21 protein-coding genes and 1 tRNA gene are annotated in these 23140 nt (G+C 54.2%); 6 read left to right on the forward strand and 16 right to left on the reverse strand.

Going from position 1 to position 23140, the window contains the following annotated elements; genetic code table 11:
• Positions 1-120 precede the first annotated feature (120 nt).
• Positions 121-213, reverse strand: a tRNA-Ser gene (locus tag SMB34_RS02535).
• A 287-nt stretch (positions 214-500) separates the two neighbouring features.
• On the opposite strand from SMB34_RS02535, the gene SMB34_RS02540 reads away from it, so the two are divergent.
• Positions 501-722 (forward strand): hypothetical protein, encoded by a 222-nt coding sequence (locus tag SMB34_RS02540; RefSeq protein WP_007089886.1) that lies wholly within the window; start codon positions 501-503, stop codon positions 720-722.
• Positions 723-868: 146 nt separating this feature from the next.
• On the opposite strand, the gene SMB34_RS02545 is transcribed toward SMB34_RS02540, so the two are convergent.
• The 7 genes from SMB34_RS02545 to SMB34_RS02575 all read right to left on the reverse strand — a co-directional run bounded on the left by SMB34_RS02545 (position 869) and on the right by SMB34_RS02575 (position 9830).
• Entirely contained in the window at positions 869-2044 is a 1176-nt protein-coding gene (locus tag SMB34_RS02545) for an MFS transporter (RefSeq protein WP_037987546.1), read from the reverse strand.
• Positions 2045-2096: 52 nt separating this feature from the next.
• Positions 2097-3137, reverse strand: a complete 1041-nt coding sequence (locus SMB34_RS02550) for a GlxA family transcriptional regulator (protein WP_084716464.1) — start codon at positions 3135-3137, stop codon at positions 2097-2099.
• Between the two features lie 164 nt (positions 3138-3301).
• Positions 3302-4990 (reverse strand): hypothetical protein, encoded by a 1689-nt coding sequence (locus SMB34_RS02555; RefSeq protein ID WP_037987547.1) that lies wholly within the window; start codon positions 4988-4990, stop codon positions 3302-3304.
• A 203-nt stretch (positions 4991-5193) separates the two neighbouring features.
• On the reverse strand, positions 5194-5796 hold the full coding sequence (locus tag SMB34_RS20565) for a PqiC family protein (RefSeq protein ID WP_167332727.1): 603 nt from the start codon (positions 5794-5796) through the stop codon (positions 5194-5196).
• Positions 5797-5810: 14 nt separating this feature from the next.
• Complete coding sequence (locus SMB34_RS02565; RefSeq protein ID WP_037987548.1) at positions 5811-7496, reverse strand: PqiB family protein; 1686 nt, start codon at positions 7494-7496, stop codon at positions 5811-5813.
• The gene (locus tag SMB34_RS02570; RefSeq protein ID WP_037987549.1) at positions 7493-8779 is read right to left on the reverse strand and encodes a paraquat-inducible protein A; all 1287 of its coding nucleotides are present in this window, start codon (positions 8777-8779) and stop codon (positions 7493-7495) included. The genes SMB34_RS02565 and SMB34_RS02570 overlap by 4 nt, the downstream gene beginning before the upstream one ends.
• Positions 8780-8930: 151 nt before the next feature.
• Positions 8931-9830, reverse strand: coding sequence for a LysR family transcriptional regulator ArgP (locus SMB34_RS02575; protein WP_037987550.1), 900 nt, complete (start codon positions 9828-9830; stop codon positions 8931-8933).
• 283 nt (positions 9831-10113) lie between these two features.
• On the opposite strand from SMB34_RS02575, the gene SMB34_RS02580 reads away from it, so the two are divergent.
• Positions 10114-10740, forward strand: a complete 627-nt coding sequence (locus tag SMB34_RS02580) for a LysE/ArgO family amino acid transporter (protein ID WP_037987551.1) — start codon at positions 10114-10116, stop codon at positions 10738-10740.
• 60 nt (positions 10741-10800) lie between these two features.
• Here SMB34_RS02580 and SMB34_RS02585 read toward each other — a convergent pair whose 3' ends face one another.
• Positions 10801-11379 carry a thymidine kinase gene (locus tag SMB34_RS02585; RefSeq protein ID WP_037987552.1) on the reverse strand — a complete coding sequence of 193 codons (579 nt, stop codon included), beginning with the start codon at positions 11377-11379 and terminating at the stop codon, positions 10801-10803.
• A 78-nt stretch (positions 11380-11457) separates the two neighbouring features.
• Positions 11458-12369: a LysR family transcriptional regulator gene (locus SMB34_RS02590; RefSeq protein WP_037987553.1), complete on the reverse strand. Its 912-nt coding sequence runs from the start codon at positions 12367-12369 to the stop codon at positions 11458-11460.
• A 110-nt stretch (positions 12370-12479) separates the two neighbouring features.
• On the opposite strand from SMB34_RS02590, the gene SMB34_RS02595 reads away from it, so the two are divergent.
• The gene (locus SMB34_RS02595) at positions 12480-13160 is read left to right on the forward strand and encodes a type 1 glutamine amidotransferase domain-containing protein (protein ID WP_037987554.1); all 681 of its coding nucleotides are present in this window, start codon (positions 12480-12482) and stop codon (positions 13158-13160) included.
• Between the two features lie 70 nt (positions 13161-13230).
• Positions 13231-13431 (forward strand): heavy-metal-associated domain-containing protein, encoded by a 201-nt coding sequence (locus SMB34_RS02600; protein ID WP_007089898.1) that lies wholly within the window; start codon positions 13231-13233, stop codon positions 13429-13431.
• A gap of 66 nt (positions 13432-13497) precedes the next feature.
• Here the strand turns inward: SMB34_RS02600 and SMB34_RS02605 are convergent, their stop codons facing one another.
• The gene (locus SMB34_RS02605) at positions 13498-14703 is read right to left on the reverse strand and encodes an MFS transporter (protein WP_037987555.1); all 1206 of its coding nucleotides are present in this window, start codon (positions 14701-14703) and stop codon (positions 13498-13500) included.
• A 135-nt stretch (positions 14704-14838) separates the two neighbouring features.
• On the opposite strand from SMB34_RS02605, the gene SMB34_RS02610 reads away from it, so the two are divergent.
• A complete protein-coding gene (locus SMB34_RS02610) occupies positions 14839-15597 on the forward strand; it encodes an AraC family transcriptional regulator (RefSeq protein WP_037987556.1) in 759 nt (252 codons plus the stop codon).
• A 202-nt stretch (positions 15598-15799) separates the two neighbouring features.
• Here SMB34_RS02610 and SMB34_RS02615 read toward each other — a convergent pair whose 3' ends face one another.
• Positions 15800-17464 (reverse strand): methyl-accepting chemotaxis protein, encoded by a 1665-nt coding sequence (locus tag SMB34_RS02615; protein ID WP_037987557.1) that lies wholly within the window; start codon positions 17462-17464, stop codon positions 15800-15802.
• A gap of 653 nt (positions 17465-18117) precedes the next feature.
• On the opposite strand from SMB34_RS02615, the gene SMB34_RS02620 reads away from it, so the two are divergent.
• Complete coding sequence (locus tag SMB34_RS02620) at positions 18118-18552, forward strand: helix-turn-helix domain-containing protein (protein ID WP_037987558.1); 435 nt, start codon at positions 18118-18120, stop codon at positions 18550-18552.
• Between the two features lie 176 nt (positions 18553-18728).
• On the opposite strand, the gene gatB is transcribed toward SMB34_RS02620, so the two are convergent.
• The 4 genes from gatB to arcC form a co-directional block, all read right to left on the reverse strand.
• Positions 18729-20183, reverse strand: coding sequence for an Asp-tRNA(Asn)/Glu-tRNA(Gln) amidotransferase subunit GatB (gene gatB, locus SMB34_RS02625; RefSeq protein WP_037987559.1), 1455 nt, complete (start codon positions 20181-20183; stop codon positions 18729-18731).
• A gap of 3 nt (positions 20184-20186) precedes the next feature.
• Positions 20187-21665, reverse strand: a complete 1479-nt coding sequence (gatA, locus tag SMB34_RS02630) for an Asp-tRNA(Asn)/Glu-tRNA(Gln) amidotransferase subunit GatA (RefSeq protein ID WP_037987560.1) — start codon at positions 21663-21665, stop codon at positions 20187-20189.
• Positions 21665-21955 (reverse strand): Asp-tRNA(Asn)/Glu-tRNA(Gln) amidotransferase subunit GatC, encoded by a 291-nt coding sequence (gene gatC, locus SMB34_RS02635; RefSeq protein WP_007089905.1) that lies wholly within the window; start codon positions 21953-21955, stop codon positions 21665-21667. Before gatC ends, gatA begins: the two co-directional genes overlap by 1 nt.
• A 279-nt stretch (positions 21956-22234) precedes the next feature.
• Positions 22235-23140: a carbamate kinase gene (gene arcC / locus SMB34_RS02640; RefSeq protein ID WP_037987561.1), complete on the reverse strand. Its 906-nt coding sequence runs from the start codon at positions 23138-23140 to the stop codon at positions 22235-22237.

Here is a 23140-nt window from a genome sequence, read left to right on the forward strand (position 1 = left end):
CCATCATAGATGATGTTCGAGAACGCCATTAGCGAGCCCGCCTGATACGATAACGTTTGAAATGATTGTTTTATTCCCGGTCCAAAAGAAAAAAGCACCCTTTTGGGGTGCTTTGATCAATGGCGGACAAGGAGGGATTCGAACCCTCGATGGGGCTTTTGACCCCATACTCCCTTAGCAGGGGAGCGCCTTCAGCCACTCGGCCACTTGCCCTTATCTCTTTGCTGTTCCGTGCGGAACGACGCCTTTCTTAAACATCGCATCATCCCATGTCAATGCCGGAAACAGGCGATCTGGTCGTTTTCTTTTATCAAATCGGGCGAATGAAACCACCAGCTTTTTGAGGGGCTTTGCCATTGCCTTTTGCGGTTGAGGATCAAAAGAGTCTTCAAACCATCATATTGCTGTCATCGCAGCGAAAAACTTGGCTGTCATAAGGGCACTGTAAGCTTCTTTTTCCGGTTTGAACCCGTCAGAGACAGAAAGCAGGTTAAAGCATCATGCGCACCATCTATCAGAGCACGGATGACAACGGTCATACCCTTCGCGCCCTGAAACTCAGCAAGGAAGGCCACACAAGCCCGGTCTATCTCGGTCTTGTCATTCATGATCGCGAAGTGCTGTTTCGCACCCGTGAAAACTCATCTCGTGAATTTGTCCTGCAAAAGATCAAGGAATTCGTCGCGGCCCACAGCCCGACAATGAATGCACAACCGGCCTGAGGGCCGGTTTTTTATTGCCCGGATACAGCGGCGCGGTCATTCCCGCCCGTGACACCACGCGATACGAGATCGCGCCGGGGCGACACTCCCCGTTCGCCCTGCAACTCGAACCGCCGGTCGTTTGACCGGCGGTTTCTTTATGTACGTCATGCGCCTTGCGTCACCGGTTTGCGGCCCCCCGCCCACATCAGGAAAATGGCAACCAGAAGCACCGGCAAAACACCGAAATTGATGATGTTCCAGCCCGCCCCGGCAATCAGCGCACCTGCCACCAGCGATGCCACGGTTCCGGTAATGCTGTTGCCAAGCTCCATCAGGCTTTGCGCATGGCCGCGTTCCGATGCGTCATGCCCCTCGCCCAAAAGCGTCGTCCCCGCCAGAAGCATCAGGTTCCAACCGATCCCAAGCAAGAACGAACTGATGAGAAACGCCGAAAAACTGATCCCCGACACGGCAAAGGCCACACTGAACACCAGCGCCAGCGCGCCGACCATCGCCATCAAACGCGCGCCAAACCGATCAATCATCGGGCCGGCGACAAAGGCCGGTAAAAACATGCCGATAATGTGCCAGCGAATGACATTCGCCGCCGTATCGACATCAAACCCGCAAAACTTCATGGCAAGCGGTGTTGCCGTCATCACAAGGATCATGATGCCATGCCCCGCGGCACTGATGGCAATCGCCCCGCGCAACCTTGGACGGCGCAACAGTTCCAGCATGACCGCACCACCGGTGCGCGTTTTTGCCGGAACCCCGCCATCACGCAACATCAACATGATCAGGGCTGCGATGGTCGCCAACCCGGCCAATGCCAGATACGATCCGGAAAACGGAATCGCGACCATGTTACGCGTATAGCTGGCAATTTCCGGCGCGATCAGCGCCGCCAGAATACCTCCACCAACCACAAGTGCCGCCGCACGACCTTTCTGATCATCGCGGACCGCCTCAAGGGCGGCATAACGGTAATACATTGCCGATGCCTGATATCCGCCAATCAAAAACGTGCCCAGACACACCAGCAAAAATTCCGCCTGATACACACCACCCGCCACGACAGCACCGCCAACCACGCCGCTCGCCGCTCCCAGAAACAATCCCGTGCGCCTGCCATAATGCTGCATGATCATCGACAGCGGATGCACACAAACCAGATTGCCCACAACCAGCAAGGCCAATGGCAGGGTCGCCAGTTCCGCCATCGGTGCCAGATCAATTCCAATCAGTGATGTCAGGGTTATCCCGATCAGCGAACAGGACCAGTAAAGCGCCTGGGCAATAAATAGCAGACGCACTGATCCATTGGTCAGTAACAGCATGTTGCCAACTCCAATAAAAACAGATGATTAAGAAAATATCTTCGCCGTTCACCTAAACCGGAACGGCCACCGGCCTTCGTCCGAAACGATCAGCATATTCCTGCGGACTGACAGATAAATGGCGTTGAAAGGCCCGGCGCAGGGTTTCCGGATGACCAAAACCGCAAAGCCGCGCCACACGCGTCACCGTCATGCCATCATCATGCAAAAGGGCACGCGCGGCTTCGATCCGGACCCGTTCAACATAACGTGCCGGTGTCATGCCAAGGTCGCGGGTAAATACGCGCGAAAAAGTCCGCGCCGACATGCCCGCTCGAAGGGACAATGCCTCCAGCGACAGATCACCATCCAGATTGCCCGGTATCCATTCCAGCAACCCGGCAAGCTGTGCCGTGGTTCCGATGGCGGGTGTCAGATAGGCAGAAAACTGTGCCTGCCCGCCCGGCCGTTTTAAGAACATCACCAGACGTCGTGCTACGGCAAGGGCAATTACCCGCCCGTGATCCGCCTCCACCAGTGCTAGCGCCAGATCAATACCCGCCGTCACCCCGGCCGAGGTAAAGATATGTGGATCGCCATCCAGGCCCTGCGCATCATAACTGTACAAACGATCTTCGGTTACATCGACCTTGGGGAAACATTTGCGCATCTCATCACATCGCGACCAATGCGTGGTTGCCAGACGCCCGTCCAACAATCCTGCCTCGGCAAGGATCAACGCTCCGGAACAGACCGAACCAAGCCTTGGCACGCACATTTCGACCTGCACCAGCCAATCCAGTATATCCCGCCGCTCGCGCACCCGATTGACACCATCGCCCCCGGCAATCAGCACCGTATCGGTCGCTTGCAGCTCCAACTCCCGCCAATCCAGATCGGCATACAGCCTGAAACCGCCCGATGTCGGCACTGGCCCTGCCGCATCGGCAATCACCAGCACCTCATAGCCGCGTTCACGCCCCTGCCGCTCCAGCTCGGCATTGGCGGATGCAAAAACCTGTAAGGGCCCGACAACGTCAAGGCTCATGACATCGTCAAAGGCAAAACAGGCAATCATTCTGATGCTTGTGGTGTTGATAATGCGCTCTGGCATGGCGATCCCCTTTAATCAGGAATGCAGCATGCCTCACGAAACGAATGGCAACAATGACAAACACCCCACGAATCTTGCCACAGCGTATGCTGCAACAATCTTCGCGGGATGTGTCTCTTCGCAGTTTTTACTGCGTCTCCCCACCAACCCCGGGTTCAGCCACCCTAAAAACCGCTTCGCTGCAGCAGGGCATAGAAGTCACGAATCGTGCCTTCCTTGGCCGTTATGTCCTTGATGTCATCAACCAGCTTGTCGGTGAAATTGGGCTGCTTCAAATATCCGACGACCCTTTTTCGCGCCATCGATGCCGACTTTCCCTCAATCAGCACGCCACTCGAACAGAATTGCACCAGCATATAGGCGCGCTTGCGCAGATGAAGCGACGGATTGTCGATCCGCTCGATCACCTTTTCACGCACCAGATAATCGGCCAGGCCCTCGTCCAGCATTCTTCCGATCCGCTGTTTTTGTTTGTTCGGCAGTTCTGAGTCCAGAAGTGCCTGGTTCATTGCGCTAACAGTTACCATTTTGGCGCGTGGCTTCGCATCACTATCGCAGAAAGCCCGCAAACCCTGCATGTCTTTAACCGTACCCAAAAGCAGTTTGAATAACTCATCACCATAGCTCTCGACGATTCCGGAATTGGCAACGGCCAAAAGCCAAGACATTTTGCGCCAATTGGCTCGCAAACGTTCGGTGATTTCAGCCACTCCCTCAATCAAAGCCCGCGGACCGCCGATATTGCGTATACGTGCACCACGCTCGGCCAGCGCGGCGACCATTGGCCCGTCATAAGAAACCCCTTTTTCACTGATCAATCTGTCAAGAATACCCACCATGGGATCGGGGGCATTTTCCCGGTTTGTCAGGGTATTGGGACTGCGCAATTCACGAACAATGTAATCAAACATTGCATTCTGCGCACCTGCCAACAGACCGGCCCCAAACAGCGGATTAAGCAGCTCAAGGATATCATCTGCGGCTCCGGGATTACCGCGAGCTCGCCCCATCGCCAAGTCAATGTGCAGAATGATAGCCTCACCAAAGCTGCTCGAACTCCCTAGCAATTCCTTAAGGGCAACAGGAGAACCCAGGATATCCGTAACGACATCGTCCAGGATTTGGCGCGCTGCGTCGTCTTTCTCGTCACCCTTTAGCTGCAATACCAAATCCAGCTTTCCGACCCAGCTGCGGTTGGCTGACAACGCGCGCGTAAGCGCAACCATCGTTAGGAAGTCAGTATCTTCGGCAAGACGCAAGTTACCGATCTCATCACGAACTTGAGAAATGGTAACATCTTCAAATGCCGGAAGATCGACTTTTTCAACTTCACGGGCACGGGCGGCAAGCTGATCAATCGCTTCATGAAGCTTGTCCATAGCAGCCATGTAATCACCACCTGTCGCCCTGGCATGAATGCCCGCTACCTTGTCAACCGCTGTCGGCATCAATGTATCGTGGAACATCAGCTTTCGCAGGTTCTGGTAATTATACATTACCTCGGATGGTGTCAGAATTTCATGATCGAAATATTTGCGTAGCAGCCGATTGATGGTGGCCCGGCTTTCAAACTGTATAAGATCATTATCGGAATCACACAAAGGAGCATCGTCAATGTGCGAAATACGCACATCCTGATCATCGCCATCGCTGGAGCCAGCCTTCTCCAGAATCACTTTTTCGACATGACGACCGTCGGCACGCTCCCAATCTCGAACGACCCTGACAGCAGAGACTTTTGTTTTTAAAAGCTTCTCAGCCTCGCTGAGTGCCTCTCTTTCGACATCAAAGGTCGAATGAATGATCCAGCGGTCCCCACGCTGGACACGTACTTCAAATGTCTTATCCGACATACCGCGCACTGGCTCCCTAACGTCCTGTTTGGAGCGACATTTGCATGCCATTTCATAGTCAGGCGCATGTCCCAGTTATTGTGTTTATGTCTCTTTATAAGGTGAATATTGGGCTAAAAACAATAGATTGAATTCCGGTTCCCCAACAAAAAACCGACCAAATCAAAGATCGGGAGCCCTCTTCCGACCCGACATATTTTGGGTTACCTGTAAGACTGGGCAATAGAATCACTAAGCCGCCCCAAAAGGACACTCATGGCAGCGACAGTTGCCTCGGTTGTTGTATCCTTGGGAACCACGGAATCGGTAAACCGTTCGGATACGGCGGTTTCACCCGAATTGAAATTGACAATTTTCCAGCGCGCTGCGATCTGCACCGAACCGTCCGGCTGACGTTCGAACTGTCCCAGATCGACCACGATCTGCCAGACAACCCCGTCGCGCGAGTTCCACGGGAATGTCTCGATCCGCTGCGGGCTCAACCGATGGTCAAGGTTTTCGATCAACACCCGCTGAATGTTTTCATCCAGCGGCTCGGCCCAGCGATCAAACTGGTTGATCACCAGCCGGTTGTCACTACTGCGCGTCACAATCTGGCTGCGATCAAGATGGCTTGGGATGGTTATCGGTCCCACCCCCATCACCGCCGTTCGGGTGGCCCCCGACGGGGCTGCAACATCGTCGGGGGATAACAGATAATAACGTTCCTGAACCGGTGTGCTGCACGCGAACAGGAAGCCAAGCGATGCCAAGAACACCCCCGCGATCAGCCGCTTGCGAATTGTCGCCGTTGTTTTCGGTTTCATTTGCATTTCCCGCATCATTCTTCCTCCCGGCGGCCCGGTTTGCCCAGGATCAGAGCATTCGGATTTTGCTCAAGGAAATCGGCCAGATCCCGCAACGACCGGGCTGCCGCCGAAAGCTCTTTCAGAGTTTCCTCAAAATTATAGCGGATCGGCGAATTCGGCGATGTCACGTCACGTACACCGCCAAGTGCAACCTGCGCGGATTCTAGCGCCTTCTGAGTGGCTGGCAACACGCTGGTATCAAGGTTCGTCACAAGCTGGTTCACCCCGGCAGCCGCCTGTTTCAGGCTATCCATGCTCTCAATGATCGCAGGCGATGTAACAATGTTCTCCATCCCCTCGACAGTCCCCAGCAGTCGAATGCCGATTTCCTCAATCGGGAATGTTTCAACCTTTTCAAGCAACGAGGACAGGGAATTGCTGATCTCGTCGATCTTTTGCGGCAATGTCGGCAATTCTGGAATTTTCCCCTGCGCATCGCCCAGATAGCGGGGTGGTGTCACCGGATACATGCCCAGATCAACAAACAGCTGGCCGGTTATAAAGCTCCCGGTTTTCAGACGTGCCCGCAAACCACGTTCGACCAGAACATCCATGATCTTCGCATAATCGACATCGGCGGTGTCCTGATTGCCGACCATTTGCACCCGTTCGGGCTCCAGCGTCACTTCAACAGGCACCCGGAACGATTGATTGGGAACGACATATTCCAGATTGACGCTGTTGACCGTGCCGACGCGAATGCCATTGAATTCAACCGGCGCGCCGGGCGAAAGCCCGCGTACAGAGGAATCGAAATACAGCATGTATTTCTGCGTGATGCCATACGCCAGAATTTCCGCCTGTTTACGGCTGTCATTTAACCGGAACACCGTATCGGGTTTCGCTGTTTCCGAATTCAGGCTTTCGTCAGGCGTATAGAAATTGATGCCACCGGCCAAAACTGATCGAACAGATTGGGCACGCACCGATACGCCTTCCGCATTCAGATCAAGACTGATGCCGCTGGAATTCCAGAAACGCGTATCGCGCTTGACCAATCCATCAAACGGCTTGCGGACATAGATCGGGATCGACACCTTTTCGGCTGCGGAATCCAGATTGGTATCAAGGACCTCGCCAACCTCTACCCCGCGCAGAAGAACCGGCGTTCCCGACGCGACTGAACCAAGTTCCTCCGCCATCAGGATAAACCGTGTTCCGTCCGATCCATCAGGCACATATTCCGGTTCTTCCGATCCGGTAAACTCGCGGGCCTCTTGGCCAGACCTGTCTGGAACCGCTTCGATATAAGCCCCTGAAACGATGGTCTGAAGGCCGGAAATCCCCTGTGCGGAAACGCGCGGGCGTACCACCCAGAATTTGGTTTTATCGGTCAGATAGGGTTCAAAATCCGAATTCATCCGCATCGTCAGAACCACATGCCCGAAATCCTCGCTCAGATTGATTTCGGTAACCTGTCCGACATCAACATCACGATACCGCACGGCGGTTTTGCCCGCGGTCAGTCCCTCGGCCGTTTCGAACGTCACGGTAACTTCTGGTCCTTTGGCTGCCGCATCGCGCCACAAAAGCCAACCGCCGATGATCAACGCGACAATCGGCACGATCCAGATGACCGGCAGGTTCTGAAATGCCTTTTTCACATCGGGCCTGCCTGGCTGCCCCTGACCGGCATTCCGGCTGGTGTCGTCCGTCATGATGACATCCCCTGTTCCTTTTGCATTCCCGCCCGATCCCAGATCAGCCGCGGATCAAATGCCATTGCCGACAGCATGGTCAGAATGACCACGGCACAGAAGGCCACAGCACCAAAGCCCGGTGCAACGGTTGCTATGTTACCCAATTTCACAAGTGCTGCCAGTATCGACACCATAAACACATCAATCATCGACCAGCGCCCGATCAGTTCGGTCACGCGATAGATCAATGTCCGTTCGCGAAGCGGCCCGGCAAGCCCCAGACCCGTTGCGGCATAAACCCAGCCAAGCAGGATAATCTTCATGATCGGCACCACGACGCTGGCGGTGAAGACAACAATCGCAATCGGCCATTGCCCGGATTGCAACAGCACCACCACCCCGGAAAGGATCGTATCGGATTCCGCCCGCCCCAGATAGGTGATCGTCATGATCGGAAAAATGTTGGCCGGGATATACAAAACGACCGCTGTCACCAGCAGTGCCCAGGCCCGCGACAGGCTGCCCGACTTGCGATGATGCAGATGCGTCCCGCAACGCGGGCATTTGCCCCCGGTTTCCCGTGCGGCACTGTCCGTTACGACAAACGCACAGATCTCGCAGGTCATCCAGCCTGTTGCCTTCTCCTGCCCGGTACCGGCACGCAATTCTTCCAGATCCTCTAACGTCGCATAGCGCAAATTTTCCGGCGCCAGTCGCCGCCAGATCGTCCTTGGATCCAGCGTCGTGCTCATCAGCAATGTCGTCGGGATCAGAAAGCAAACTGCATAAAAGGCAGGCCCGGCAATGACATCGGCAAAATCCGTAAGCTTGGTCAGCGCGACCAGAAGTCCGATCAGAAACACATCAAGCATCGACCAAGGCCGAATAACAGCCAAAACACGCCAGACTGCCCGCAAGCCCGGCACCACGAACCCGAAATAAAGCGGCGCGAGCACATAGATATAAGCCCCGATCAGCATCAGCGGGGCAGCAATCGACGTCAACGCGACCATAAAGGCCAGAAACGGGAACCCCTCCTGCCAGAAGGTCACAACCCCGCTCAGCAACGTATTGCTTTCGGTGCGTCCTTCCATGGCAAAGGTCAGGATCGGAAATGAATTGGCAATCAGAAACAGGACAAGTGCCGTAATGGCAAAGGCCAGAGGCCGTTCAACCGTACCCTTCTGCGCCTGATACAAGGGCGACCCGCACCGGATGCAACGTGCCACAAAGCCCGGTGGAATGTCGTCTTCGACATGCAGGTAATCGCAATGTTCACAGGCAACAAGGCGATGCGACATTCAATCTTCCTGTTTCCATAAGGCATTAGCGCACAATCTGGAAGTCATATGAGTAAGCGGCAGAATTCATCCCCTGTCAAATCCGATTGGCAAAGCCGATGGATCGGCATGCCATATCGCCAAACCCGAAAACAAACGCGATCCCAACCGTTTAGTTCCCGATTTTGGGCAAATAATGGCGCGCTTCGCCCAGAACAATCTCGTTCACCTGCGACAGCAATCCGCTTTGCATATTCCAGTGATGCCAATAAAGCGGCCGTTCGATTACATGCGGACACGGCTGCACCAACCGTCCGCTCTGTAAACCCTCCGCCGCCTGATGCTCCTCAACCACGGCATAGGCGATACCCTGCTCGGCCACGGTAACGAAACCTTGTGAACTTGGCACCGTATGGGCCAGAAATTCCCCCGGCACCAATCCGAAATACCTGCTCAAGAACTGGTTTTGCAATTCGTCATGGCGCGAAAAATTTACCGCCGGGCAGGATCGCAACGCATCCGCCGTGACCCCATCGGCAAAATACCGGTCACGGAATTCCGGCGATACCACCATGATATAGCGCATCGAGCCCAATGGCCGCACCCGGCATCCCTGTATCGGATCGGGCCGCAAACTGACCGCGCCCAACACCGTTCCAGCCTGAAGTGCCTCGTGATTAAGGGCCTCGTCCTCAACCGTCAGATGCACCAGCAGGTCAAGCTCATCAAACAGCTTCTTGGGCACATTGAAAAACCATGTCGCCAGACTGTCGGCATTCACCGCAATCGCGATCTGGCCAAACCGGTTGGCCGAATGCAGCTTTGGCAGTTCATCATATAATTCCTGCTCAAGCAGACTGACCCGCTGATAATGCTGCAAAAGCCGCTTGCCCGCATCGGTCGCGGCAATCGGTTTAGACCGGATGATCAATGGCTGCCCCAGCCGGTCTTCCAGCAACTTGACCCGCTGCGATATCGCCGACTGCGTCAGACCAAGATCACGCGCCGCCTTTTCGAAACTGCCATGCCGGATCACCTCGGCACTGGCCTGCAACAGCTTGTAATCGATCATTTTATTATCCCCGCCTTATCCACCAGCCACGCATCCCCTTCATCGATGTATCGCCTACCACCAAAGATGTATCGCCCCCATCAGGGTATATCACCTGTCGTCACGACGATGCTTCCATGCTGCTAAAACAAGCTTGCGAGCCAAACGATACCAGGGCAGGCCATACGCTGCCTCGCGCACTTCTGTCATAAAATTTACTAATACTATATCATGATAATTCGATTTTCTTATTTCTTAAAACTGCTATCCCTGCCCCATCAACAGCGATTTTGCGGGATGAAAAATGCTTCTGACCTTTGCGACCGGATTTGGCCTTGGCGGCGGACTGATCATTGCCATTGGCGCGCAGAATGCCTTTGTTCTCGGGCAAGGATTGCGTCGCAACCATCCGGTGATGGTGGCATTTGTCTGTGCGCTGTGTGATGCCATCCTGATTGCTGCCGGGGTTGCCGGTTTGGGAACACTGGTTGCCACCTACCCGATCCTGACCCAAATCGCGGCATGGGGCGGTGCGGCCTTCCTGATCTGGTACGGGTTTGCAGCGCTCAGGCGTCTGTTTGAAAACGAAACCCTGTCAGAAAGCGATGTCAGGCAGGCGGGCTGGAAGGCAGTTCTGTCGACGACGCTGGCCGTGACCCTCCTGAACCCGCATGTGTATCTTGATACCGTTGTCATGCTGGGCGGGATTGGCGGGCAATTCCCAGCCGACGAACGGTTGACCTTTGCGCTTGGCGCGATGAGTGCGAGCTTTGTCTGGTTCTTTGCCATCGCGCTGGGCGCGGCGTGGCTGGCGCCCTATGTCGCGCGGCCAATTACCTGGAAAATCATTGATGGGGTCACCTGTGCGGTGATGTGGTTGGTGGCTTACAAGCTGATCGCACCGGAAATCACGTCCCTGATTTATTCCTGAGTAAAAATGAATAATCGATGTGATTAAACATTTTTTGTGAAAAATAGGGATTCGGGCGGCTTATTTGCCCATCGCTTCCTTGAAATGCTGTCGGCAGACCGAGACATAGCGATCATTGCCACCGATTTCGACCTGGGCCCCCTCGCGCACCGTATTGCCGTTTTCATCAACGCGCAGAACCATCCCGGCCTTGCGTCCGCAATGACAGATTGTCTTAAGCTCGCTCAGCTTGTCCGCCCAGGCCAGAAGCCATTTCGAACCTTCAAAAAGCTGCCCCTGAAAATCGGTACGGATGCCATAACACAGCACCGGCACGCCAAGCTTGTCGGCGACATCGGAAAGCTGCCAGACCTGATCCTTGGTCAGAAACTGTGCCTCGTCCACCAGCACGCAATCAATCCGGCCTTCATCCAGCTTTTCCTTGATCAGGGCGCACAGGTCGGTATTGCCGTCAAACAAGACGGCCGGGGCTTCAAGGCCAATGCGCGATGCGATCTTGCCGACACCGAACCGATCATCAAACGCCACGGTCAGCAGAAGCGTCTGCATGCCGCGTTCCTGATAGTTGAAGCTCGATTGCAAAAGCGTCGTCGATTTGCCCGCATTCATCGACGAATAATAAAAGAACAGCTTGGCCATGGTTTCCCCCGAAAATCATTATTGGGGAATAGCCGATCAATCGGGATTGATCAATATGACAACGGCAGCCAAAAACGGTTATCCGCCATTGCGACCCATATCGATATCGCGCAGTTCGCGGCGCATGAAATCAAGCAGCGACTGGATTTTGGCACTGCGCGTCACACCGGCCGGAAAGACGGCAAAAACTTCAAGATCGGGCAATTTGCAGTTCGGCAGAACATGCACGACATCGCCGCGCTCAATTTCATCGGCAATATCGCAAAACGGCACAACCGCAAGCCCGTGCCCGCCACGCAGGAATTGCAGACGGGCGGTTGCATTATCAACCCGGACACTACCCGATACCCGAATGGATTTTTCCTGATCATCGCAGATCAGGCGCAGGGTTTCGGGAACCCGGCTATACATCACCCAGTCATGATCGGCGAGCTGTTCGGGGGTTTCGGGCAAGCCCACCCGTGCAACATACCCCGACGACGCCGCAATGATCCGGTGGGTCTGATAGAGCTTGAAGCTTTTAAGCTCCGAGCTTTTAAGCGGCCCGGACCGGATGCCAATATCAATCCCTCGCCCGATCAGATCGACAACCTCGTCAGACAGATGAACATCAATCGCCACCCCGGGATAGGTTTGACGAAACCGGTCAAGGATCGGCACGATGCGAAGCGTGCCCAGATGCACCGATGAAGTGATCGATATTTTGCCGACCGGCTCGTCACGCAGGATTTCGACCCGCTTGCGGGCGGCCTCGGCCTCCAGCGCAATCGTCCGGCAGCTGTCGTAATAACGCGTCCCGGCATCGGTCAGACTGAAATTGCGGGTGCTGCGCCGAAGCAACGGCACGCCAAGCTTGGCTTCAAGCTGCCTGATCTGATGAGACACCGCAGCCCGGCTCAGCCCCATCTTGCGCGCCGCGGCAGAAAACCCGCCATCCTCGACCACGCGGGCGAAAATCATCATCGCCCGAACTTCATCCAGTGCTGACATTTCATGCGCTCATTTAATTTGACAATCTGTCCAATTCTTCGATCTGGCGCAAATTAGATCAGCATCCTACGCTTGGTGCAAATCCTATTCACATATCAAGGACCAAAACGATGCGTATTCTGATGATTGTGACGTCCCACGACAAAATGGGCGATACCGGCCACAAAACCGGTATCTGGCTGGAAGAACTTGCCGCCCCCTATTTCCGGTTCCGCGATGCCGGTGCCGATATCACGCTGGCTTCCCCCAAGGGCGGTCAGCCACCACTTGATCCCAACAGTCAGGTTCCCGATGCCCTGACCGAGGCAACCAAACGGTTTGAGGGTGACGAGGAAGCGCAAAAAGCATTCGCCAATACCGTGACGCTTGATGGCCTGAAAGCCGATGATTACGACGCGCTGTTTTATCCCGGCGGTCACGGGCCGCTTTGGGATCTGGCAACAGATGTCAAATCCATCGCACTGATCGAGGCATTTGTTGCACAGGACAAACCGGTTGCCGCCGTCTGCCACGGCCCGGCGGCATTCGTTAATGCCAAAACCAAAGACGGCAAGCCGCTGGTGGCGGGCAAAAAAGTCACCGGCTTCACCAATGACGAAGAAAAGGCCGTCGGCCTTGAAAAGGTCGTACCGCTTCTGATTGAGGACGAATTCACCAAACAGGGCGGCCTTTATGAACGCGCTGACATGTGGGCGTCCCATGCGGTTGTCGATGGCAAACTGGTAACTGGCCAGAACCCTGCATCCAGCGATGCGGCCGCAGATGAGGTTATCAAACTGCTTGGTAAATAATCGCTTGACCTTCCAGCAACTGGAAGCCCCATAGTCGGATTATCGAATCCAACCTGACGGAGCCACCGGAATGCTGAAACTGAAAGTCGATGAAATGAGCTGCGGCCATTGTGCTGCCACTGTTACCAAAGCTGTCGAGGGCGTTTCGGGGGTTGAGAAAGCCGATATCGACCTTGCAAAGGGCGAAGTAACCGTGACCGGCAATCCCGATGTCGCAGCCCTGATCGCCGCCATTGACGATGCCGGTTATCCGGCCCGCGAACTGGCCTGATCGATCAAGATATCCACGCGGAAGGCCGCCCCGATGGGCGGTCTTCTGCGTTTCGGTTTCCCGCATTCAGGCTTTGTCGACATGTTCGATATCAGGCAGGAAAATCGCAAGGAAACCAATGGCCGGTAACCATGCGCAAACCTGATAGACCAGCCCCAGCCCGAAATGATCAGCCATCACGCCAAGAATGGCCGCACCAATCCCGCCAAGCCCAAAGGCCAGGCCAAAGAACAGCCCGGAAATCATGCCAATACGCCCCGGCACAAGTTCATGCGCATAGACCACAATCGCCGAAAATGCCGATGACAGGATCAGACCGATGGCAATCGAGAGCATCACGGTCGCCCCCAATCCAACATAAGGCAGGATCAGTGCAAAGGGCAGTGCTCCAAGGATCGATACCCATATCACCTTTTTGCGACCAATCCGGTCGCCCACCGATCCGCCGATCAGGGTTCCTGCCGCGACCGAAGCCAGGAAAATGAACAGATAAATCTGCGCATCGCCTTCGGAGAGCGGGAATTTTTCCATGAGGTAAAAGACGTAATAGCTGGTGAAGCTGGCGAGATAGAACCATTTCGACAGCATCAGACAGAACAGAACCAGAAGGCCGCCAATCACCTGGCGTCGGGCCGGAAGATTTGCCGCCAGATGAACAACACGCGGGCGGCGCACGGCATGGCCGTTGCGTTTATACCAGCGCCCAAGAAGGGTCAGGATGACGACCCCAGCCAATGCGGCAAAGGCAAACCATGCCAGACTGCCCTGTCCGTGCGGCAAAACCACTGCGACCACCAGCAACGGCCCGATGGCTGAACCGACATTGCCGCCCACCTGAAACAGCGACTGCGCAAATCCATGCGCCCCGCCCGATGCCAGACGCGCCAGACGCGAGGATTCCGGGTGAAAGATCGATGATCCCACGCCGAGCATCGCACTGCCCACAAGCAGCATCGCAAAACTGGTTGCCGAGGACAGCACCAGAAGCCCCGCCATCGACATCCCCATACCAAACGGCAGGGAATAAGGTTGCGGCCGACGGTCGGTGAAATGGCCGATAAAGGGCTGCAACAGTGATGCCGTCACCTGATAGGTCAGGGTCAATAGACCGAGCTGCGCAAAGGATAGGTCAAAGCCGCCCTTGAACACCGGATAAGCCGCGACAAATAGCGACTGGATCATATCGTTCAGCAAATGGCAGAAACTGGCCGCACCCAGAACCGGCAAAACGGTTCGGGAGACTTGCGGTCGGTTGAGAACGGCTTCGTTCATCGGGGACCTCGTTGAAATGACATTAAACGCACGCCTTGGTGCGTTGATCGTCATTATAAAAATTGCAAAACGGCCCACCACCGCGTTAGGGTCAATTTATTACCAGACTGGGCCAATCATCACAGACAGGCATCAATGTCATCATTTCGCGAAGTTCCAAGACCGGTTATCGCATTGGGTACGGATTATCCCGATGGTCATGTGATTGCCGCCCATCGCCATGATCGCGATCAGTTGCTATATGGCATGACCGGGGTTTTGATGGCATCAACCCCACAAGGCGCATGGATGATGCCGCCCCAGCGCGGCATGTTGATCCCCGCTGGGGTCATCCACGAGGTCCGCCTGTTTGGCGATGTCAAAATGCGGTCGCTTTATCTGCGCCCGGACCGGCTTGGTGCGGCGGACAACCAGTGCAAGGTGGTCGGCATTTCATCGCTGATGCGTCATTTACTGATCGAAGCGGTTGCCGTCCCGGCGGAATATGACATGGCGGGTCGTGATGGTACACTGATGGCGCTGATCGAACATGAAATCAAACGGTTGCCGATCCTGCCACTGTCGCTTCCGCTACCGGAACAGGCCGCATTACGGGAAAAATGCCGTGCCTTTCTGGCATCTCCGACACCGCATGAAACCATCGATGACTGGTGCCATCATCTGGGCATGAGCCGCCGAAGCTTTACCCGGCAGTTTCGCAAGGAAACCGGATCAAGCTTTGTCGAATGGCGTCAACAGGCCTGCATCCTTGCCGCCCTGCCAAGACTGGCCGCAGGTGAAGCCGTTACAACGATTGCGATGGACCTTGGCTATGACAATCCCGCCGCGTTCAGCAATATGTTCAAACGCATCCTTGGCGCATCACCGCGCGATTACCGGACTGCGGGCACTTAGGAAAATATTTCGCCTCTGAGCTTGCAAAAAAAATGGAACATCAGGATCACTTCATCGGGCACCAAGCAAATTGCACATAGAAAAATGGTTAAGCCCGCATGCTAAATCAGGCTTAACCATTGAAAGATAACGCCGAAACAAGATCGGTGGCATTCATAATACCATATCAGCGCCCGAGCCTTGGCGAAACGTAGCAGACAGCCTAAGCAGCCTTTACCGCCGACAAGAAAGCTTCGACTTTCTGAAGCAGGATATCTGCCTGCTGAGACATATTATTGGAGGCAGAAAGAACTTGTTCGGCCGCAGCCCCGGTTGATGCCGCGGCTTGGTTGACACCGTGAATATTGGCCGTTACTTCGCCGGTACCCGCAGAAGCCTCCTGGACGTTCCGATTGATTTCATCGGTTGCGGCACCTTGCTGTTCAACCGCACTGGCTATTGCCGATGCAATTTCACTAATTTCGGTGATGGTTGTTCCGATGGAATCAATGGCAACAACAGCGCCCTCTGTTTCGCTTTGGATTGCGGTTATCTGATTTGTAATTTCCTCGGTGGCCTTGGAGGTCGCATTAGCAAGGTTTTTCACCTCGGCCGCGACAACGGCAAAACCTTTGCCTGCTTCACCTGCGCGGGCAGCCTCGATCGTGGCATTCAGAGCCAAAAGATTGGTCTGTGCCGCAATATCACTGATCAAACCGACAACATCACCAATTTTCTGAGCCGCTTCTGCAAGTCCACGAACCTGTGCATTCGTACTTTGCGCTTCCACAACAGCCTTATCCGCCACACGGGATGACTGGGTAACCTGATGGCTGATTTCAGAGATCGATGCACTTAGTTCTTCGGATGCGCTGGCAACGGTTTGAACATTATTTGATGCCTGCTCGGCCGCCGCAGCAACAACCGTTGACTGACGACTGGTTTCTTCCGCGGTTGCCGTCATTGACGTTGCAGTATGCTGCATTTCGGTCGCTGCATCCGAGACCGTTTTCAGAACGACCGATACATCACCTTCAAAATCACCGGTCAGTTTTTCGATCAACCTGGCGCGGGATTCACGCTGTTTCTGGGCTTCGACTTCCTGGGCGGCCAGTTCCTCTGCCTTGATCATGTTTTCTTTAAACACGAGCACCGCCTTGGCCATATCACCAATTTCATCCTTGTGATCCTGTCCGGGGATATCGACGGTTTTGTCGCCTCCGGCAAGAACCCGCATCGCGTTTGTAATGGTAATAATCGGACGCGAAATACCAACACCGACCAGCCACGCTGCTGCCAAACCGACCACCACAGCAATTGCAGAAATAATTGCGGCAAGCGAAATGGCAAAAGCGTTTTCTGCTTTTGCTCTAGGACCAATCTCATCCTGTTTGGCTTTGAAGGACAGTTTGAGTTCTTCGATGTCGCTTGCGACCTTTGGCCCCAGAACGTTCAGGGTCTTTTCAGCGATACGTTGTTGTTCCGCAGTATCCTTGGTTGCACTTAACGCGCGAACCGCCGCAGCATAAGTCGCAATATCCTGATCCACAGCTTTCGCACTTTCGAGATAGTCAGGGTCTTTAACAAGAGACAAAAATTCGGCGTTAAGCTTTTTGGTTGTTTCCAATCTTTGATTTGCGTTTTCAAGTGCTTCAGGAGACTGCCTCATCTGAAAATTCAAAACCGAGACACGAGCTTCAAGCATATTGGCCTGAACACGTGAAGCTTGGTTTGATTGCAGTGCAATCTGCCGGTACTCGTTGAAATTACTGTCTGCATCCATCAATGCAATAACGCAGATCGCCGACACCGTGATCATCAAAACCAACATCACGCCAAAACCGCCAGCAACTTTGATGGCAATTTTAATTCGCTTTAGAAGCCCCATATTACTACCCCACACCCCAATAACTATCCTTTAGTATTGTTCCCCCAAAAAAGAACCACACATCTAGAGGGAGCCTTGATACAAAAGAATGAATTCATTTCACGCCGCAATCAGAGGAAACTGTTTCGCTCTGAGCAAAATTGTCCCATGCAATCAATGGCTTTGAATGAACATGACCTGCCCGCACGCAACCTGAGATGAAATATGCGACATTGCCTCAAGTCATCACGAAGGTTTTCTAAGGTTTCAGAATGCTTACAGGAAATAAACACTGTGCGACGATCATCCTGAGCACTTCGCCAAGCTGTGTATAATCACGTCTCAAACTTTGCTTGAGATTAACCAACACCCCAGTCGGAAAGTTAACAGTCAAGCGCAGATAGATCGCGAATGCCAAATATCGCCCGGGCAAAACATCGCTTATGCACGGATACAGGCGATCATTTCAGTTTGGCACTGAAGTTCACTCTGCACACACCATCAAAGACAGAGAAACAGTGGTACAAAAATGAACCAAAATCAAGAAAAAACACCTTTAGTGGTATTTTTTTAGACCATTAAACCCAAAAGTATCAATTTTGAGAATCTAAATAAATCAAAGGTTCATGTTTTTTTGATTCTTCACACTCCAATTCCATACAGGAACAGCAGTTATGATAACCAACCTTAGTGAGCGAATAAGAGAGGCAAGAAAGCATCTAGGGCTTAGTGCATCGGAAGCAGCAAACCTTGCCGGACTTACACGCAAATCGTGGGAACGTTACGAGCTGGACAAAAATGAACCAAAAGCATCATCTTTGGCTGTACTGGTTGATAAGGGCATAGACGCAAGCTGGCTGCTGACAGGAAGGGGCAGCATGCTGAGAAGCGAAGTGCTGGATCAAGCGCGCGTGATTGACCCCGATTTAATACGCATGATTCTCGAGGAAATTGAATCCTATCGCTCACAAAACAATAGGACATGGAGCATATCGGAGGCGGCTCGCGTTATTGTTCTAAGCTATGAAATGCTGCAAGCAGAAAGAGATCGGGGTATTGAGCCATCTCCAAGAAACCTGAACCTACTCTTACAGGCAGCAAATCTGTGATTTAACGACAAAAAGCTCAGGTGCCTCCCAATTCTACAAAAATATGTTTTATGAAATCTTCAGGCAACATTTGGCTCATTAACGTTGAAGATGATTAGCGACACATAGAACCCAACAAAAAGCCGCCTGTTTCAGATCGAAACGGGCGGCTTTTGCACATCTTCTGATGATTGAAATCAGCCGAGGATTTTGTCGCGGAGCATCTGGTTGACCATGCCCGGGTTGGCTTTGCCACCCGTGGATTTCATGACCTGGCCAACGAACCAGCCCAGCATGCGGTCCTTGCCGTCGCGGATTTCCTGAACCTTGTCCGGGTTGGCCGCAATGACTTCGTCGATTGCTGTTTCAATCGCACCGGTATCTGTGATCTGCTTCAGACCTTTTTCTTCGACGATCTTTTCCGGATCATTGCCGGTTTCGATCATGATTTCAAAGACGTCCTTGGCGATACGGCCCGAAATGGTGTCATCCGAAATCAGGTCCAGAAGTTTGCCGAGATTTTCGGCCGTAACCGGGCTTTCGGTGACGGGAACTTCCAGCTTGTTGAGCGCACCAAACAGGTTGGTGATCACCCAGTTCGCGGCAAGTTTGCCATCGCGGCCCTTGGCAACAACTTCGTAATAGGCGGCCTTTTCCTGATCGGCAACGAGAACACCGGCATCATAAGCCGACAGACCGTTTTCACGCATGAAGCGGGCTTTTTTCTCGTCCGGGAGTTCCGGCAGGGTCTTTTCGATTTCGGAAACGAATGCCTGATCGAATACTAGCGGCAGCAGATCCGGGTCCGGGAAATAGCGGTAATCATGTGCCATTTCCTTGGACCGCATCGAACGGGTTTCACCCAGACGCGGATCGTAAAGACGGGTTTCCTGAACGATTTCGCCACCGGCTTCGATGACTTCGACCTGACGCTTTGCTTCGATCTCGATCGCCTGCATCACATAACGGATGGAGTTGACGTTCTTGATTTCGCAACGCGTGCCAAATTCGGCACCCGGACGACGGACCGAAACGTTGGCATCGCAACGCATCGAACCCTCGTTCATATTGCCATCGCATGTGCCCAGGTAACGCACAATCGCGCGCAACTTGGTCAGGTATGCGCCGGCTTCTTCCGGGGTGCGGATATCAGGCTTGGACACGATTTCCATCAGGGCAACGCCCGAACGGTTCAAATCGATATGCGAATATTTCGGGTCCTGATCGTGCATCGATTTACCGGCATCCTGTTCAAGATGCAGGCGTTCAATGCCAACCGATTTGGTCGAGCCATCAGGCATGTCGAGAATAATGGTCCCCTCGCCGACAATCGGTTTGTCGAACTGTGAAATCTGATAGCCCTGCGGCAGATCGGCATAGAAGTAGTTCTTGCGTGCAAAGACGCTTTCAAGATTGATCCTGGCTTTAAGGCCAAGACCGGTCTTGACGGCTTGCCGCACGCATTCCTCGTTGATGACCGGCAACATGCCCGGCATGGCCGCGTCAACAAGGCTGACATTGGTGTTCGGATCGTTACCGAATGTGGTCGATGCACCGGAAAACAGTTTGGATTTGGAAACCACCTGACAGTGGACTTCCAGACCGACAACGATTTCCCAAGGGCCGGTTGAACCTTCGATGATATAGGTCATGGATCAGCCCTCCTGCCCGGCCGGTTTCGCGGTAAAGTTGGCGGCAGTTTCAAGCACGCCACCGACACGCAGAACGGTTTCTTCGTCAAACGGCTTACCAATCAGCTGCAGACCAAGCGGCAGACCTTCGGCAGACAGGCCCGTCGGAACGGACAGACCCGGAAGACCCGCAAGACTTGCCGGAACGGTAAAGACATCGTTCAGATACATTTTGACCGGATCGTCTTCGTTATCGCCAATCGCAAAGGCCGCCGACGGGGCGGTCGGTGCCAGAATGGCGTCAACAGTGCCAAATGCGGTTGCGAAATCCTCGTAAATGCGACTACGGACCTTGAGCGCCTTGTTGTAATAGGCGTCATAGTAACCAGCCGACAGCACATAGGTGCCGATCATGATGCGGCGCTGGACTTCCTTGCCGAAACCGGCAGCACGGGACTTCATATACATGTCGTCCAGGCTGTCGCCTTCGTCCATGACGCGCTGGCCGTAACGCAGGCCGTCATAACGCGCAAGGTTCGAGGATGCCTCGGCCGGGGCAACGATATAATAGGTGCCAAGCGCGTATTTGGTGTGCGGCAGGGTCACATCGACCACTTCGGCACCCGCATCACGCAGCATCGCAATACCGTTATCCCACAGCTTGTTGATTTCTTCGGGCATGTTATCGACACGGTATTCTTTGGGAATGCCGATTTTCATGCCGCGAATGTCACCCGTCAGGGCAGCTTCGAAATCAGGAACGGCAACCGGGGCGGATGTGCTGTCCTTGGCGTCGTGACCGGCCATTGCGCCCAGCATGATCGCAGCGTCGCGAACGGTCTTGGTCATCGGACCAGCCTGATCAAGCGAGCTTGCAAAGGCAACAATGCCCCAGCGCGAGCAACGGCCATAGGTAGGCTTCAGGCCGACAATACCGCAATAGGATGCCGGTTGACGGATCGAGCCGCCGGTATCGGTACCGGTTGCCGCCAGCGCCATGCCCGCAGCAACAGCAGCCGCCGAACCACCGGACGAGCCACCCGGAACCAGATCCTTGCCATCCTTGCCCTTCCAAGGGTTGATGACATTGCCATAGTAGGACGACGTATTGGACGACCCCATGGCAAATTCATCAAGGTTGGCCTTGCCGAGCATCACCGCGCCGTTACCAAACAGGTTGGTGGTGACGGTGGATTCATATTCCGGTTTGAACCCCTCAAGAATGTGCGAGGCTGCGGTCGTCTGGACACCTTCGGTGCAGAACAGATCCTTGATCGCAATCGGTAGGCCTTCCATTTTGCCCGCGTCACCCTTGGCGCGCTTGGCATCGGAAGCCTTGGCCATGTCGATGGCCTTGTCCGGGGTTTCGGTGATGTAAGCGTTCAGATTACGGTGCGCTTCCATCGATTTGATGTGGGCTTCGGTCAGTTCGACCGACGTGTAATCGCCCTTTGCCAGCCCGTCACGGGCTTCAGCAAGCGTCAGATTTGTCAGATCAGTCATTATTCAACCACCTTCGGCACAACAAAACAGCCAGCATCGGTCATCGGTGCGTTTGACAGCACTTTTTGCTGGATATTGCCATCGGTGACTTCGTCCTTGCGCATCGGCAGGGTCAGATCGGCAACCGACGTCAGGGGATCACAACCCTCGACATCAACTTCTTGCAGTTCCTCGACGAAATCGAGGATACGGGTCAAATCTCCCGCCAGTTCGCCAAGCCCTTCTTCGGACACGTTGATACGCGACAGAAAGGCGATCCTGCGAACTGTTTCCTTATCCAAAGACGACATGGATGAAAGTCTCTCTTAAGGAATGACAAAACACCCGGCAGGCAGGCAGCCTGCCGGAACCTGAAATTACAGCGCGGAAACTAGCACCCCGCCGCCGCCGCTGCAAGGGTCGTTGCCGCCCTTTACTATGGGCTAGCATTGCCCGGTTTCGTAACCAACGTACCGCGCCATGCCGACGTTATTTGAACAAAAGAGAACGGCCCGGCTCAAACCAGATGGATTTCTTCTCCGAAGAGGAGCCCGTTCAGGCTTTGTCACGCGATCATGGTTGCACCAGGTTCACAGCGAAATCCTGGTTCCGGCCTGCTCCTTCAAAATTTGACCTGCGTCCTCAAGACGACCGATCCCGGCCATCCTCCCTGCCGTGACAAAATCGGCTGCCGCAGTCACCTTGGGGGCCATCGACCCGTCAGGCAATGAAAGTGCGCGCGCCTCATCAGGGGAAAGCCTGTCAATCCGACAGGCATCTGGCGTCCCGAAATCACGGTAAACCCCGTCCACGTCGGTAAGCAGCAGCAAAGCATCGGCACCGATCTCCTTGGCGAGAAGAGCACTGGCGGCATCCTTGTCGATGACCGCTTCGATGCCGGTCAGGCTGCCGTCTTTTTGATAGACCACCGGAATACCGCCCCCTCCCGTGCAAATAACAATAACACCATGCTTCAAAAGCAATTGAATAACCGGGATGTCAGGTATTTCGACCGGCTTTGGGGAGGGAACGACCCGACGCCATTTATTGCCGTCCTGCGCAATGGTCCAATGGCCTTTGGCAGCCTTTTCTTCGGCCTCTTCCTTGTCATATACGGGGCCGACGAATTTGGTCGGACGAGCAAAAGCCGGGTCCTTTTTATCGACAACGACCTGTGTCAGCAAAGCAGCAACCGGCAGTTCATGATTCAACGCATTTTCCAATTCCTGCTCGATCATGTATCCGATCATGCCTTCGGTTTCAGCCCCCAGAACGTCAAGTGGATATTCTTCTTCCGGACGATATGCGGCACCTTGCAAAGCCAGCAAACCGACCTGAGGCCCATTGCCATGCGTCAGAACAAGATGATGCCCATCGCGAACGATTTGGGCCAGCACCGTGGTAGCGCGCCGCACATTGGCGCGCTGCGTATTGGCCGTCATGGGTTCGCCGCGTTTAAGCAGAGCATTCCCACCAAGGGCTGCCACAACAAGCAT

It is taken from the genome of Thalassospira permensis NBRC 106175, assembly GCF_000714555.1.
Classification (GTDB): Bacteria; Pseudomonadota; Alphaproteobacteria; order Rhodospirillales; family Thalassospiraceae; genus Thalassospira; species Thalassospira xiamenensis.

Bases quoted from the DNA above. Each gene is read 5' to 3' on its own strand.
- SMB34_RS02540 (WP_007089886.1), top strand. From the start codon at position 501: ATGCGCACCATCTATCAGAGCACGGATGACAACGGTCATACCCTTCGC.
- SMB34_RS02545 (WP_037987546.1), bottom strand. From the start codon at position 2,044: ATGCTGTTACTGACCAATGGATCAGTGCGTCTGCTATTTATTGCCCAG.
- SMB34_RS02550 (WP_084716464.1), bottom strand. From the start codon at position 3,137: ATGCCAGAGCGCATTATCAACACCACAAGCATCAGAATGATTGCCTGT.
- SMB34_RS02555 (WP_037987547.1), bottom strand. From the start codon at position 4,990: ATGTCGGATAAGACATTTGAAGTACGTGTCCAGCGTGGGGACCGCTGG.
- SMB34_RS20565 (WP_167332727.1), bottom strand. From the start codon at position 5,796: ATGAAACCGAAAACAACGGCGACAATTCGCAAGCGGCTGATCGCGGGG.
- SMB34_RS02565 (WP_037987548.1), bottom strand. From the start codon at position 7,496: ATGACGGACGACACCAGCCGGAATGCCGGTCAGGGGCAGCCAGGCAGG.
- SMB34_RS02570 (WP_037987549.1), bottom strand. From the start codon at position 8,779: ATGTCGCATCGCCTTGTTGCCTGTGAACATTGCGATTACCTGCATGTC.
- SMB34_RS02575 (WP_037987550.1), bottom strand. From the start codon at position 9,830: ATGATCGATTACAAGCTGTTGCAGGCCAGTGCCGAGGTGATCCGGCAT.
- SMB34_RS02580 (WP_037987551.1), top strand. From the start codon at position 10,114: ATGCTTCTGACCTTTGCGACCGGATTTGGCCTTGGCGGCGGACTGATC.
- SMB34_RS02585 (WP_037987552.1), bottom strand. From the start codon at position 11,379: ATGGCCAAGCTGTTCTTTTATTATTCGTCGATGAATGCGGGCAAATCG.
- SMB34_RS02590 (WP_037987553.1), bottom strand. From the start codon at position 12,369: ATGTCAGCACTGGATGAAGTTCGGGCGATGATGATTTTCGCCCGCGTG.
- SMB34_RS02595 (WP_037987554.1), top strand. From the start codon at position 12,480: ATGCGTATTCTGATGATTGTGACGTCCCACGACAAAATGGGCGATACC.
- SMB34_RS02600 (WP_007089898.1), top strand. From the start codon at position 13,231: ATGCTGAAACTGAAAGTCGATGAAATGAGCTGCGGCCATTGTGCTGCC.
- SMB34_RS02605 (WP_037987555.1), bottom strand. From the start codon at position 14,703: ATGAACGAAGCCGTTCTCAACCGACCGCAAGTCTCCCGAACCGTTTTG.
- SMB34_RS02610 (WP_037987556.1), top strand. From the start codon at position 14,839: ATGTCATCATTTCGCGAAGTTCCAAGACCGGTTATCGCATTGGGTACG.
- SMB34_RS02615 (WP_037987557.1), bottom strand. From the start codon at position 17,464: ATGGGGCTTCTAAAGCGAATTAAAATTGCCATCAAAGTTGCTGGCGGT.
- SMB34_RS02620 (WP_037987558.1), top strand. From the start codon at position 18,118: ATGATAACCAACCTTAGTGAGCGAATAAGAGAGGCAAGAAAGCATCTA.
- gatB (WP_037987559.1), bottom strand. From the start codon at position 20,183: ATGACCTATATCATCGAAGGTTCAACCGGCCCTTGGGAAATCGTTGTC.
- gatA (WP_037987560.1), bottom strand. From the start codon at position 21,665: ATGACTGATCTGACAAATCTGACGCTTGCTGAAGCCCGTGACGGGCTG.
- gatC (WP_007089905.1), bottom strand. From the start codon at position 21,955: ATGTCGTCTTTGGATAAGGAAACAGTTCGCAGGATCGCCTTTCTGTCG.
- arcC (WP_037987561.1), bottom strand. From the start codon at position 23,140: ATGCTTGTTGTGGCAGCCCTTGGTGGGAATGCTCTGCTTAAACGCGGC.